Below are 13,740 nucleotides of genomic sequence, written 5' to 3'. Positions count from 1 at the left end.
CGATGCGCCGCCGCCTGCTCACCTCCACTCTGGTCGTCGCGGTCATCGCGGTCCTGCTGCTGGGGGTCCCCCTGGGCATCGTGGTCAGCCGCCTGATCGTCGACGAGGCGGCCCAGGAGCTCAGGGCGGAGGCGACGCGACTGGTGGGGGAGGTGGAGTACGCCCGCATCCAGGAGACGCCGCTGGACCCTCAGCAGCTCGAACAGAAGTATCCCGGCCGCTACATCCAGATCTACGAACGAGCGAACCCTCCCAAGGCGACCATCGTCGGCAAGGCGTCACCGCCCGGCCACCAGATGGCCGAGGACGCGCAGTCCGAGAACGGCATCTATGTCCGGGTGAGCCGCGACCGGGACCAGGTCGAGCAGGACGTCCGAGCGCGCCTGCTGCTGATCGTGGCCCTCGCCGGCGCGGCTCTCGCGGTGGCCGTGGGCCTGGCCATCGTGCAGTCGCGCCGGCTGACGCTGCCGCTGCTGGACCTGGCCAAGATCGCTGAACGGCTGGGCTCCGGCGACGCCCGGCCGAGCAGACACCGCTACGGCATACCCGAGCTGGACCAGGTGGCCGAGGTGCTCGACCGCAGCGCCACCCGCATCTCCGACCTGCTCACCCGGGAGCGGGAATTCGCCACCGACGCCTCCCACCAGCTCCGCACGCCGCTCACGGGGCTGACCATGCGCCTGGAGGAGATCGTCGCCGCCTCCGACCAGCCCGGGGTGGTCCGGGAGGAGGGCGAGGCGGCCATCGTGCAGGCCGAGCGCCTCACGGCCGTCATCGACGAGCTGCTGGCCGCGGCCCGCCGCCAGCGTCACGCGCAGGCCGAGCCCGTCTCCATCGACGAGGTGCTGATCCAGCAGATCACCGAGTGGGAGCCGGTCTTCCGCGGCCTGGACCGCACCCTGCTGCTGGAGGGCACCCGCGGGCTCAAGGCGCTGGCCACCACCGGCGGCTTCGGGCAGGTCATCGCCACCCTGCTGGAGAACTCCCTGCGTCACGGCGGCGGCACCGTCGTGGTCACGACCACGCAGGGCGACAGCTACATCGTCATCGAGGTGGCCGACGAGGGGCCCGGCATCGCCGACGACATCGCGCCCAAGGTCTTCGAGCGGAACGTGAGCGGGGGAGGCGGCACGGGACTCGGCCTGACCCTCGCCCGCGCGCTGGCCGCGGCCGACGGGGGACGGCTGGAGCTCGTGCGTCGCCGTCCGGCGACGTTCGCGATCTTCCTGCGGCCCGCCGACGAGGACAACCGGACGCGGGTGGTGAGCGGACCCGCCTGACCCGTGTCGCGTGGCTCAGCGCTCCTGGCGGACCTCGGCGTCGGGCAGCTCGGCCGGGATGGGCTCCGTGGCCTCCAGGAACACCCACCGCTTGTACGACCAGAAGCGGAACAGCGTGCCGAGCCCGACGCCGACGATGTTGGCGACGTTGAGGCTGAACTGGTCCTGCAGGTGCAGGGTGTAACTGGTGAAACCGATCGCCAGCAGGCCGAACAGCAGCGCGATGCCGTTGAGCAGGAAGAACAGGAAGTACTCACGGCCGAGCCCGCTCTGCTCGCGGTGGCGGAAGGTCCAGAACCGGTTGCCCGCGTACGCGAAGGTGGCCGAGATGACCGTGGCGAACACCTTGGACGTCAGCGGCCCCCCGATCAGCCAGAGGAAGGCGTTGTAGAGGCCCGTGTCGATGACGAACGCCGCGGCCCCGATGAGCCCGAACTTGGTCAGTTCGTGCAGCAGGGACGAGAACCGCTGGTAGAGGACCCTGATGAAATCCACGTCTCCGGCTTGGTCCTTCCCGCTCTGCGTCCTGACTGCCAGGTGTCCGCATATGTGACAGTTGCCCGCAGCCGGGCCTGACCACTCCAGCGTACTGGTGAACACCCGTCGCATGGTCCCGAGCGGTAAAGATCGGGGCCCCTACCAACAGCCCCACGAATATGCGCCTATGCCCGGACAAATGTGAATCTTGGGTATTACGCTGCGGAAGCAGATCATCGGTGCGTCCCCGCGCGCCGATGTCGGGCTCAGACGGATCGCCGTTCCCACGGCCACAACCCTCGGGACCCCACCGTGCCGTTACGACTGCTCACGCTGCTCGCCGGCCTCTCCGTGCTGGCGGCGGGATGCGGGGGGACGACGCCCGCCGACGTCGTGGTGGCCGACGGGGAACCGCCCACGGCCACGGCCTCCCCGCCGCCCCGGGCGGACGCGACCACGGCCGAGCCCGCGTTCGGCGTGCTCACCGAGCTCGACGAGGCCTGGGAGCAGCGTGACTGCATCGGCATCGCCGACCTCACCGCGTGGGCGGAGAAGCCGCTGGGCGGCCGTGCCTGCGAGGGCACCCGGAACGGCCGCCCAGCCCTCCACAGCGACCCCGTCTTCTTCCTGCCGGACGAGCCCGGCTGGTTCGCGGCGCTGGCCAGGAAGCCCTCGCCCGCGTACTTCGTGTTCGTCTTCGAGGACGGGCGCTGGCGGCTCGGCGCGGGACCGATCCCCGCGCGCGGCGAGCCCGTCCGGCCCGGCGGCGCGGGCGTCACGGCCGATCCGGACCTGCTCACCGAGGCCGCGCTCGTGCCGCAGCGGCACCTCACGTTCCTGACCGACCCCGCCGGCGTCAACGGCGTGCGCTTCGCCGCCGGCGATCCCATGCGCGGCCTGCTGGCCGAGATCCTCGCCCGGCCCGCGCAGGTCCGGCCGGACCGGCTGGACATCGACGTCGAGCTGGTCGACGGGCCGCCCCGCGCGGTCGCGCTGTCGGCCGACTCCGTGCTGGTCTTCGACGTCGTACGGCTCACCTACCGGCAGCGGCCCAAGGCCGGGAGGACGGCTCTCAGGCACCCCCTGGAGGGTCTGTCGCCGGAGGGGACGGAGCTGGTGGAGCTGGCCAGCGTGCTGAGCGCCACGAAGGGCCTGACGACCGTGGGGACGCGCCGCGGCGTCGCGGACTGACTGCTCGGGCGGAGCAGCCTGTACTCGCCTGCTGACTGCCTGGTCGGGCCGGGTAAGCTCACGACACGTGAGTTCTTACCGCCCCATCGGCCCGGTCGTCGGCGTGGTCGGCGCGGGTCAGCTCGCCCGGATGACCCAGCAGCCCGCCATCGCGCTCGGAGTCGAGCTGCGGGTGCTGGCCAACGCGTCCGACGAGAGCGCCGCGCGCGTGATCGTCGACACGCGGATCGGCGACTACCGCGACCTGGCCGACCTGCGCGACTTCGCCAAGGGCTGCGACGCCATCACCTTCGACCACGAGCACGTGCCCACCGAGCACATCAGGGCGCTGGCCGCCGACGGCTTCACCGTCCACCCCGGCGCCGACGCGCTCGTCCACGCGCAGGACAAGGCCGTCATGCGCGAACGGCTGAGCGCCGTCGGAGTCCCCTGTCCCGCCTGGGCCCGCGTGTCCGGCGTCGAGGACGTCACCCGGTTCGCCGGCGAACACGGCTGGCCCGTGGTGCTGAAGGCGGTCCGGGGCGGCTACGACGGCCGCGGCGTGTGGGTGTGCCGCTCGGCCGACGAGGCCGCCGAGGCGTTCGCCACCGGCGTGCCGCTGATGGCCGAGGCGTTCGTGCCGTTCGAGCGGGAGCTGGCCGTCCTCGTGGCGCGCTCGCCGCACGGCCAGGGCGTCAGCTACCCCGTCGTCGAGACCGTCCAGCAGGACGGCATCTGCGTCGAGGTGCTCGCCCCCGCGCCCGGCCTCGACCCGGAGCGCGCCGCGCAGGCGCAGAACATCGCGCTCCGCATCGCCCACGAGCTCGGCGTGACCGGGCTGCTCGCGGTGGAGCTGTTCGACTCGGGTGACGCGCTGGTCGTCAACGAGCTGGCCATGCGGCCCCACAACAGCGGCCACTGGACCATCGAGGGCGCCCGGACGTCGCAGTTCGAGCAGCACCTGCGGGCCGTGCTCGACCTGCCGCTCGGCTCACCCGCCATGGCCGCCCCGGTGGTCGTCATGGCCAACCTGCTCGGCGGCGACGACCCCGACCTGTTCAAGCGGTACGAGCACGTGATGGCCCACGACCCGGGCGTCAAGGTGCACTTCTACGGCAAGCAGGTACGACCCGGCCGCAAGATCGGGCACGTGACCGCGCTGGGCGACGACCTCGACCAGGTCCGCGCCCGCGCCCAGCACGCCGCCGTCTACCTGACCACGGGGGAGTACACGTGAGCGTCGGCATCGTCATGGGCAGCGACTCCGACTGGCCCGTCATGCGGGCGGCGGCCGAGGCCGTGGCCGAGTTCGGCGTGCCGTTCGAGGCCGACGTGGTCTCCGCGCACCGGATGCCGGTCGAGATGATCGACTACGGCCGGCAGGCCGCCGGGCGCGGCCTCAAGGTCATCATCGCCGGGGCGGGCGGCGCGGCCCACCTGCCGGGCATGCTGGCCTCGGTGACGCCGCTGCCGGTCATCGGGGTGCCGGTGCCGCTGAAGTACCTCGACGGGATGGACTCGCTGCTGTCGATCGTCCAGATGCCCGCCGGGGTGCCGGTGGCCACGGTCGCCGTGGGCGGGGCGCGGAACGCGGGGCTGCTGGCCGTGCGCATCCTGGCCGCCGCCGACCCGGAGCTCCGGCGTCGCATGGAGGAGTTCCAGGACCGGCTGAAGGAACAGGCCCACGCCAAGGGCGAACGCCTGCGCGCGGAGGCGTCCACGATGGGCGCGCGGGCAGCCGAGGGCTGAAACGGCCGTGGCCTCCGCCGCTCGACGGAGGCCACGGTCGCGCTTTTCACGGAAGCCATGGTCAAGAGGACGCCGTGACGGCGGCCCGCCGTCATCCGGTCAGAGGCCGTCTTCCTGGAGGCCCTCAGCCCCGTGCGGTGGGTGGCGGGTGGGGTGGCTGTGCCGTAAAAGATGGAAAGATCACGGCCGCCCGAGGGCGCGATAATGCCAGCCCGCCGACCGCCACGCCTCGGCGTTGAGCGCGTTGCGGCCGTCCACGATGCGGCGGGTGGCCACCGCGGCGCCCAGCTCCTCCGGGTCCAGCTCCACGAACTCCTGCCACTCCGTCAGCAGCAGCACCACGTGGGCGCCGCGCACCGCCTCCAGAGCCGACTCCCCGTAGCTGAGCTCGGGGTGCGCCTTGCGGGCGTTGTCCAGCGCGATCGGGTCGTAGACCGTGACCCGGCCGCCCTGGTGGCCGATCGTGACCGCCACGTCGAGCGCGGGGGAGTCGCGGATGTCGTCGGAGTTCGGCTTGAACGCGGCGCCCAGGACACCGACCGTGCAGCCGTGGAACGAGCCGCCCGCCAGCTCGCGGGCCAGGTCCACCATGCGGGCGCGGCGGCGCATGTTGATGGCGTCCACCTCGCGCAGGAACGTCAGCGCCTGGTCGGCGCCCAGCTCGCCGGCCCGGGCCATGAACGCCCGGATGTCCTTGGGCAGGCAGCCGCCGCCGAACCCGAGCCCGGCGTTGAGGAACCGGCCCCCGATGCGGTCGTCGTACGCCAGCGCCTCGGAGAGCTGCTTGACGTCGGCGTGCGCGGCCTCGCAGACCTCGGCCATGGCGTTGATGAAGGAGATCTTGGTGGCGAGGAAGGCGTTGGCCGCGGTCTTGACCAGCTCGGACGTCGCGAAGTCGGTGACGACCATGGGCACCTCGCCCAGCGGCTCGTAGACCTCGCGCAGCACCTTCTCGGCCCGCTCGGAGCGGACGCCGATGACGATGCGGTCCGGCTTGAGGGTGTCCTGGACGGCGAAGCCCTCGCGCAGGAACTCGGGGTTCCAGGCCAGCTCGGCCTGGACGCCGGCGGGGGCGAGGCGGGCGAGCCGGTCGGCCAGGCGGCCGGCGGTCCCGACGGGCACGGTGGACTTGCCGACGACCAGGCACTCCCGGTTCAGGAGCGGGGCGAGGGAGTCGATGGCCGCGTCCATGTAGGAGACGTCGGCGGCGTACTCGCCGCGCTTCTGCGGGGTGCCGACACAGATGAAGTGAACGTCGCCGAACTCGGCGATCTCCTCGTAGGAGGTGGTGAAACGCAGGCGGCCCGAGTCGAGCCCGCGGCGCAGTACGGGTTCGAGGCCGGGCTCGTGGATCGGCAGCTCACCGTTGTTGAGCCGATCGATCTTGTCGGCGTCGATGTCGAGGCCCAGGACGTCGAATCCGAGATCCGCCATGCAGGCCGCATGGGTGATGCCCAGGTATCCGGTCCCGATCACCGTGAGGCGATATGGCACGTGTCGGCTCCTTTCGATGCGCCAGGGCATGTTACCGGCCCGCGTTATCTCGTTCTGTGCCACCTGTGCCATTTCACAAACCGTACCGGCTGGTAACAAACTGGTCGGACGTCCTAGTATCTGAGCATGAGCTTCCCTCTCTACGCGCCCACCGAAGAGCACGACATGCTCCGGGAGACGGTCCGGGCCCTCGCCAGCGAGAAGATCGCCCCGCAGGCCGCCGAGGCCGACGAGACCGGGGAGTTCCCCTGGGACGTCTACAAGGCGCTCGTCGCGGCGGACCTGCACGCCGTCCACGTCCCCGAGCAGTACGGCGGCGCGGGGGCGGACGCGCTCGCCGCGGTCATCGTCATCGAGGAGGTGGCGCGGGCCTGCGCGTCGTCCTCACTCATCCCGGCCGTGAACAAGCTCGGCACCGTGCCGCTGCTCCTGTCGGCCTCCGAGGACCTCAAGGCGCGCTACCTCGCGCCGGTCGCCAGCGGCGAGGCGATGTTCTCGTACGCGCTGTCGGAGGCCGAGGCCGGCTCGGACGCGGCGTCCATGAAGACCCGCGCGGTCCTCGACGGCGACCACTACGTGCTCAACGGCGCCAAGATGTGGATCACCAACGCGGGCGTGTCCGAGTACTACACGGTCATGGCCGTGACGGACCCGTCCGCCGGGGCGCGCGGCATCTCCGCGTTCGTCGTGGAGAAGTCGGACCAGGGCGTCTCCTTCGGCCCGAAGGAGCGCAAGCTCGGCATCAAGGCGTCGCCGACCCGCCAGGTCATCCTGGAGGACGTCCGCATCCCCGCCGACCGCATGATCGGCGAGCCGGGGACGGGCTTCAAGACCGCCCTCGCCACGCTCGACCACACCCGCGTCACCATCGCCGCCCAGGCCCTCGGCATCGCCCAGGGCGCCCTGGACTTCGCGGTCGGGTACGTGAAGGAGCGCAAGCAGTTCGGCAAGCCGGTGGCCGACTTCCAGGGCGTGCAGTTCATGCTCGCGGACATGGCCATGAAGCTCGAGGCGGCCCGGCAGCTCACCTACCACGCGGCGGCCAAGTCGGAGCTCGCCATGCACGGGCAGCCGCAGAAGGACCTCACGTTCCTGTCGAGCGCCGCCAAGTGCGCCGCCTCGGACGCCGCCATGGAGATCACCACGGACGCGGTGCAGCTGCTGGGCGGGTACGGGTACACGCGAGACTTCCCGGTGGAGCGCATGATGCGCGACGCCAAGATCACCCAGATCTACGAGGGCACCAACCAGATCCAGCGCATGGTGATGGCCCGGCAGTTGTTGAAGTAGTCCCTCCAGGGGAGGTCTGGGGCCCACCAGTAAGGTCCTCGCCTGGACGCGCTTCGCGCGTATGGGCTCGGGCAGCCACATCGGGGGGCACGGCCCCCCGAACCCCCAGCCAGAACCCGCTCCGCCACTCGTGGGCCATGACGCCTCACAACGACGCAGACCACAGGCGGCCGGTCGCTCCATCCCCAGAAATACCTGGAGAGTTTCAGAAGCGCCAGTGGATGTGGCATAGGGAAGCCATCGTGGTCGTCCTGGCGTTCGGCTGAGGACCCTCAGCGATCCGGCGCCAACGCTGGGCGGCCACACGAGATCAAGCGTCTGTCAGCCTCCGTCGTCTGCCGTGGAGTAGTTGCTTGCCGAGTGTCCTCAGCCTGTTCAGCTTGCGGTCCATCGGATCGCCTGCGGCCGCCTCGAGCAGGTATGAACGCAACAGTGCTTCTGTGTCGCGCGTCATGTGAAGCCGATCAAGCATTTCCTTGAGGGAAAGCGCCAGGGGACGCGTACCGGCATCGTCCGCGGGAGCGGCCCTGTCCTGCTCACCCTCGTTCAGCAGTTTTCCTACGGCCTGATGCGACATGCCCAGCAGGTAACCGATGTCGCGGTGGACGTAGCCTCTTCGCGCCAGGTCGGCCGCCGTCGCTCGCGTCGCTTCGGCGGCCTTCTGCCTGACGAGGGTCGCCGAGAGGCGTGTCACCAGCGTGGCCTCCAGCTCTGTAGCCACTTTGCCTACGCTCCAGCGCTGCTGTCCACCACCATCTGTTGTTGGGCGCCCGCCGGGCTGGCGGCGTCAGGTCGAATCGTGCGACGCCGCTCTGAGGCGCCCCATAGCGCCGATAACAGAAGTACACTTCTGAGAAGTGTGGTTCTGCAGCTTTGCGGCGGTGGAGGGCGCGTAGTGATCACCAAGCCAGAGCGGGTCTTCGGCCGTGCCCGCGAATGGGAAGGGCTCTTCCGGTTCGTGGCCGGCAAGGGACCAGTCACGGGTCAGAACGGCGCGGCTCTCGGCGTGGTCTCCGGGCGTCGGCGTCAGGGGAAGAGCTTTCTCCTCCAAGCCCTGACCGAAGCCGCGGGCGGCATGTACTTCGCCGCCACCGAGGCTACCGAGGCCGAGTCGTTGCGGCTGTTCACCGAGGCTCTGACGCGCTACACGCGTGAGGTCGTCGACATCCCGCCGAGGGACTGGAACGACGCGATCATCCTCCTCTTCCGGGCCTTCCGTGACCGGCAGGTGCCGGTGATCATCGACGAGTTCCCGTTCCTGTCCAGGAGCTCGCCGGCGCTGCCGTCGATCATCCAGCGTGAGCTCGGCCCCGGCGGCAGCGGGCGCCAGAGCCGGGCACGGCTCGTCCTGTGTGGGTCGGCCATGTCCGTGATGGGCGGACTGCTGGCGGGCCAGGCCCCGCTGCGTGGCCGCGCGGGGCTTGAACTCGTCATCCATCCTTTCCGCTATCGGGAAGCAGCCGACTTCTGGGGCATCACGGATCCGAGGCTCGCCGTGCAGGTTCATGCCGTTCTGGGCGGGACTCCGGCGTACCGGTACGAGTTCACTCAAGGTGACGTGCCCGCGGACCTGGACGACTTCGACGCCTGGGTGATCCGCACCGTCCTCAACCCGCAGACGCCGCTGTTCCGCGAGGCGCGTTACCTGCTGGCCGAGGAGCCCGAGATCCGGGACCCCGCCCTCTACCACTCCGTGCTCGCCGCCATCGCGAGCGGCAACTCCACCAACGGCGGCATCGCCAGCTACGTCGGACGGAAGTCCGATCAGATCACCCATCCGCTCCATGTCCTGGAAGACTGCGCGCTGGTCGCACGCGAGCCTGACCTGTTCCGTTCCGGACGCGCCCGTTACCGCATCGTGGAGCCGTTGATCACCTTCTACGAGGCCATCATGCGACGGCGGTGGCCCGAGCTGGAGATCCATCGGGCGGAGCGCGTGTGGGGCTCGGTCCGGCAGAGCTTTCTGGCGCAGGTCGTGGGGCCGCACTTCGAGATGCTGTGTCGTGACTTCGCCGTCGACGCGGACCAGAACCTCTACGGCGACTTCCCGGCCGAGGTCGGAGCCGGGACGGTCCCCGATCCGGCGCGCCGGTCCCAGATCGAGATCGACGTGGCCGTTCTCGCCGCGCAGGAACCGGGCCGGCCGCGGCGCGTCCTGTCGCTGGGTGAGGCCAAGTGGGGCGAGGTGATGGGACGTGCGCACCTCGCACGGCTTGAGCGGGCGCGGGCGCTGCTCGAAGGCAAGGGGTACGACACGCGCGACACCGTCCTGGCCTGCTACGGGGGATCGGGTTTCGCGACTGACCTCACCTCCGCGGCCGAGACCGACCCGAAGATTCTCCTCGTCGACCTGGACCGTCTCCACGGGTACACGCAGTGACTGCGCCCTCCAAGCTGCGTGATCTTTACGCTGTGGCCCTGGGATGCCGGCATCATGCGGCATGGACGTCGATGACTTCTGGGGTCTGATCGAGCGTTCCGGCGTGGAGGCCGGCAGGAGGAAGGCGCGTGTCGCGTGGTTGGTGGACGAGCTTTCGCGCCGGCCGGTCGAAGAGATCGTCGACTATGAGGTCTGGTGGACGATCACCCAGAATCGCGGCTGCACCGTCGACCTGTATGCGGCGTACTGGTTCGTGTTCCTCAGTGGTTCGCTCGACGGTTTCGAGTATTTCGTGAGCTGGCTCGTGAGCCTGGGACGTGAGACCTTCGAGTCCGTTGCGGACTGCCCCGATCGGCTGATCGAGGTGCCTCAGGTGCTGCACCTGCTGGAGCTGGACAAGGCGTATGCCAGCGGCAGGAAGCGCCGGCCGTCGGATCCCGAGCAGATGAGGGAAGAGAGTCCCGAGTTCGAAGTTCTCGCCTACGTGGCGCACCACGCCTACGAGCGCGTGACAGGGCAGGGTTCGGACGGGCTCGGCGAGGCCGCGGAGGCTTGTCGCGTTTCCGGTGCTTTCCCGTTGGTTCCGGCGATCGGCGGCGTTCCCCGCGGCGAGGACTGGGATTTCGACGACGAGCAGGAGGTGGCTCGCAGGCTTCCTCGGATCGCCCGCCACCTCGGGCTTCGAAGCAGTCCCACCCCCTCGCCCTGACCCATCGAGGACGCCCGACACGGCGAGGAGAGGGCGGCGGCCGGGTCAGGTCGGTGCGGGTACCGACCGCGCCTCCGCGCGAGCGATGCGCGCCTTGACGTCGCGGAAGTGCAGCCGCATCGCCTCCCGTGCGGCCTCGGCGTCCCGAGCGCGAAGCGCGGCCACGATCCGGCGGTGGTTGACGACGATCTCCGCGGTCCGCTCCTCCGGGGGGCCGAGCGTCGGCTCGACCTCGTGGTAGACGTCCCAGAACAGGCCGATCAGCTGTAGCACCAGCTCGTTGCCGCACGATTCGTAGAGCAGTGCGTGGAACGCCCGATCGGCTTCCCGGTCCCGATCCATGCCATTGACCAGGGAGTTCAGCGCGGCGAGCCGGGGGGCGCTGGTGTTCTGGGCCACCTGGCCGATCAGCTCGGTCTCGAGCAGCTCGCGTACCTCGACCAGGTCGTGCAGCGCGCGGATCCCGCCGCCCGGCCCCGAACGCACCTGGAAGGCCAGCGACGGGGTCAGGACGTCGAGCGACGCGTGCCCGACGAACGTTCCGTGGCCGTGCCGGATCTCGACGATGCCCAACGCCTTCAGGGCCCGCACGGCCTCGCGGACGCTGTTCCGGCTCGCCCCGAGCAGATCCATCAACTGGACCTCGGTCGGCATCGGCGCCCCGGGGGCCAGCCCGCGCTCGTGGATCAGGGCGACGATGCGCTCTTGAAGCGACGCGCTGTCACGCGTACGCATGCTGCCTCCAGGCTCGTCGTAGACCTTGTCTCAGAACATCCCACCTCTCGGTCCGGTAAGGCCAGGCGAAGCGGGAAAGTTTACGTCGACGACATGGAGGGGCCACCGGACGGACGCGGATCGGTCGCCGCTCCCTCAAGACGGCCTGGGGCGTTCGCGGCGTGGTCGTCCCGCTGCTCGTCCGGGACATCGGCGCGGCTGGCCGACAGGACGTGGGATGTCCTCGGCCGCTCGTTGATCCACCACCGGCATCCGGGGACCGTCAGGACGCGGCGATGGCGCTCGCCGGGAACCGGTGAGCGCCATCGTGAAGCGGTTCGTGTCCTCTCAGCCGACCTGGTCGAACGGCAGCCGCAGCCCGAGCTGACCGCCGATCGGGAGGTTCCGCAGTCGGATCAGGTCCAGCTCGGCGCCGGTGAGGGCGCGCCGGTAGACGCGTACCTCGTCCAGCGTGCCGTGGAAGCGGTCCACACCGTCCATCCGCTGCCCGATGTGGACTCCCCCGAGCCCGAACTCCTTGCCGAGGGTCAGCGAACCGGCCGGCGCCGCCGCCGACGAGACCTGCGCGCCGTCCACCAGGAGCCGGAGCTCGCCGCGTACCCGCTGGAGCGCCACGAAGTGCCACTGCCCGTCGTTGTACGCGCTCGGCGACTGCACGGTCACGTTGAACCGGTCGACGGAGAGGACCGCCCGGATGCGGTTGCTGGCCGGTTCGGCCCGCAGCCACAGCGCCGGCGGGTTGGTGCCCCGGTTCACCCGGTAGAACCAGAGGATCGCGTGCGCCCCGGCCTTGTCCGAGTACCGGATCCAGGAGGTCAGCGTGAAGTCCCTCGCGCCGAGGTCGACGGAGTCGTTGAACGCCAGCTCCACCCGGTCGTCCACCCGGTCCAGGGCCAGCCCGTCGCCGAACTTCCCGTCGGTGGTCTGCGCGCCGCCGCGGACGTACGCCTTGTTGCGGTACGGCGAACCGTCCGGCGTCGTCGGGCCGGGCGCCGGGGGCTCGGGGATGCCGGGCGGGGTGCCGTTCGGCGTCTCCAGGTACGCCTCGTTGAACCGCGCGAACCGGATCTGCTCGTACGGAGTGATGGTGCCGGCCTCGTACATCAGGGCCGCCTCGTCACCGTCCAGACGCACCATGTCCGAGTACGCCGACGGTCCCCAGTAAAAGACCTTGCCTTCGTTCCAGGTCTCGAAGCTGCGCCCCTCGTCGTAGGACGACCGGATCCCCATCGCTTCCCGGGCGCCCGGGTGCATCGGCGAGGAGAAGAGGACGCGCTCGTCGCTGAAGCGCAGCAGCGACGCCTGGACGTCGGTCATCGCCAGCGCCGGCATGGTGCGGAACGGGGCGTCCCACGTCTCGCCGCCGTCGCTGCTGGTCGCGTACGCCCGGCTGCCCTCGTCGGTGCCGCGCTCACGGGCCGAGGCGTAGATCCGGCCGTCGGTGAGCTCGACGACGGTGACCTCCTGGGCGATGACCGTGCCGTCGTCGCGGGACGTCTCGGCGCCGATGTTCCAGCTCACGCCGCTGTCGTCGCTGTAGAGCAGGTGCGTGCCGTAGACGTGCTCGCCGACCCGGTCCCAGCTCTCGAAGTTCGCCCCGACGACCAGCCGGCCGGCGTGCGGGCCGCGCTTGAGCTGGATGCCGTGCATCGGGCCGGTGGCGTACCAGAAGTTCCACCCCGGGCGCTTGCCCTCGGTCATCTCCCTGGCGGCCGACCAGGTCGCCCCGTGGTCGTCGCTGAACTGCACCCAGGGGTCGCGGTCACAGCCGTTCGGGCACGGCTCCGCGCCGTTGTGGGTGCTCACCAGCACGACGCGACCGGTGCGCTCGTCGACGATCGGCACGGGGTTGCCATGGGTCGTGCCGTTGCCCTCCGAGACCACCTGGAGTGGTCCCCAGGTTCGCCCGCCGTCGGCGGAACGGCGCAGCACGAGGTCGATGTCCTCGTCGTCGCCGCAGTCCTTCACCCGCCCCTCGGCGAACGCCAGGAGCATGCCGTTGGTGGCCCGCACCACCGCGGGGATCCGGAAGCAGCCGTATCCGAAGTCGCCCTGTTTGTAGAGCACCTGCTCGTCCACGAACGGTGCGGTGCCGGCGGTCGTACCGGCCTGGAAGGTGTCGGCCTGGGAGGTGTCGGCCTGAAAGGTGCCAGCCTGGGAGGTGCCGGCCGGCGTCGCGGACGCCGGCGCGGTGAATGTGCTGACGAGTAAGCCGGCGAGCACCATCACGGCGCTCGCACGGCGGCGGCGGGAGTGCCGGGTACGGCTCTCCGGGGGGTGGCCATCGTGCATGTCCTCGCCCTTCCTGACGGGAGGAGATTATGAGCGGACATCCTACGTCCAACGTTGGATGTTCGATAGGCGTTGGACGTCTCCTCTGCGGCGAGGTGATCACTCTGGTCGCGGCATGCGGGGTGGCGGGCGGAGCCGCTGGGAGTGCCGTCCTTGAGGCTGTC

12 protein-coding genes are annotated in these 13,740 nt (G+C 70.4%); 7 read left to right on the top strand and 5 right to left on the bottom strand.

Features of this window, described 5'->3' with window-relative positions:
• Nucleotides 1–2: 2 nt before the first annotated feature.
• Nucleotides 3–1,280, top strand: a complete 1,278-nt coding sequence (locus tag HTZ77_RS01805) for a sensor histidine kinase (RefSeq protein WP_175587628.1) — start codon at nucleotides 3–5, stop codon at nucleotides 1,278–1,280.
• A 15-nt stretch (nucleotides 1,281–1,295) separates the two neighbouring features.
• On the opposite strand, the gene HTZ77_RS01800 is transcribed toward HTZ77_RS01805, so the two are convergent.
• Entirely contained in the window at nucleotides 1,296–1,775 is a 480-nt protein-coding gene (locus tag HTZ77_RS01800) for a GtrA family protein (protein ID WP_175587627.1), read from the bottom strand.
• Nucleotides 1,776–2,069: 294 nt separating this feature from the next.
• Here HTZ77_RS01800 and HTZ77_RS01795 point away from each other — a divergent pair, with 294 nt between their 5' ends.
• From HTZ77_RS01795 to purE, 3 genes are all read left to right on the top strand, one after another.
• A complete protein-coding gene (locus HTZ77_RS01795; protein WP_175587626.1) occupies nucleotides 2,070–2,948 on the top strand; it encodes a hypothetical protein in 879 nt (292 codons plus the stop codon).
• A 67-nt stretch (nucleotides 2,949–3,015) separates the two neighbouring features.
• Complete coding sequence (locus HTZ77_RS01790) at nucleotides 3,016–4,164, top strand: 5-(carboxyamino)imidazole ribonucleotide synthase (protein ID WP_175587625.1); 1,149 nt, start codon at nucleotides 3,016–3,018, stop codon at nucleotides 4,162–4,164.
• Nucleotides 4,165–4,178: 14 nt separating this feature from the next.
• Nucleotides 4,179–4,676, top strand: a complete 498-nt coding sequence (gene purE / locus HTZ77_RS01785) for a 5-(carboxyamino)imidazole ribonucleotide mutase (protein WP_175587955.1) — start codon at nucleotides 4,179–4,181, stop codon at nucleotides 4,674–4,676.
• 180 nt (nucleotides 4,677–4,856) lie between these two features.
• Here the strand turns inward: purE and HTZ77_RS01780 are convergent, their stop codons facing one another.
• A complete protein-coding gene (locus HTZ77_RS01780) occupies nucleotides 4,857–6,200 on the bottom strand; it encodes a UDP-glucose dehydrogenase family protein (protein WP_205302018.1) in 1,344 nt (447 codons plus the stop codon).
• Between the two features lie 96 nt (nucleotides 6,201–6,296).
• Between HTZ77_RS01780 and HTZ77_RS01775 the strand changes: the two genes are divergently transcribed.
• Nucleotides 6,297–7,460: an acyl-CoA dehydrogenase family protein gene (locus HTZ77_RS01775; protein ID WP_175587623.1), complete on the top strand. Its 1,164-nt coding sequence runs from the start codon at nucleotides 6,297–6,299 to the stop codon at nucleotides 7,458–7,460.
• A gap of 310 nt (nucleotides 7,461–7,770) precedes the next feature.
• Here the strand turns inward: HTZ77_RS01775 and HTZ77_RS01770 are convergent, their stop codons facing one another.
• A complete protein-coding gene (locus HTZ77_RS01770; RefSeq protein ID WP_175587622.1) occupies nucleotides 7,771–8,181 on the bottom strand; it encodes a hypothetical protein in 411 nt (136 codons plus the stop codon).
• Nucleotides 8,182–8,259: 78 nt separating this feature from the next.
• Between HTZ77_RS01770 and HTZ77_RS01765 the strand changes: the two genes are divergently transcribed.
• A complete protein-coding gene (locus HTZ77_RS01765; RefSeq protein WP_328808367.1) occupies nucleotides 8,260–9,840 on the top strand; it encodes an AAA family ATPase in 1,581 nt (526 codons plus the stop codon).
• 61 nt (nucleotides 9,841–9,901) lie between these two features.
• Entirely contained in the window at nucleotides 9,902–10,549 is a 648-nt protein-coding gene (locus tag HTZ77_RS01760; RefSeq protein ID WP_175587621.1) for a DUF4240 domain-containing protein, read from the top strand.
• A 45-nt stretch (nucleotides 10,550–10,594) separates the two neighbouring features.
• Here HTZ77_RS01760 and HTZ77_RS01755 read toward each other — a convergent pair whose 3' ends face one another.
• Complete coding sequence (locus tag HTZ77_RS01755; protein ID WP_175587620.1) at nucleotides 10,595–11,284, bottom strand: FadR/GntR family transcriptional regulator; 690 nt, start codon at nucleotides 11,282–11,284, stop codon at nucleotides 10,595–10,597.
• Between the two features lie 327 nt (nucleotides 11,285–11,611).
• A complete protein-coding gene (locus tag HTZ77_RS01750; RefSeq protein ID WP_205301954.1) occupies nucleotides 11,612–13,576 on the bottom strand; it encodes a sialidase family protein in 1,965 nt (654 codons plus the stop codon).
• Nucleotides 13,577–13,740 lie beyond the last annotated feature (164 nt).

It is taken from the genome of Nonomuraea montanisoli (genome assembly GCF_013363975.1).
Taxonomy (GTDB): Bacteria; Actinomycetota; Actinomycetes; order Streptosporangiales; family Streptosporangiaceae; genus Nonomuraea; species Nonomuraea montanisoli.
This window is presented reverse-complemented; position numbering and strand designations above follow the sequence as displayed.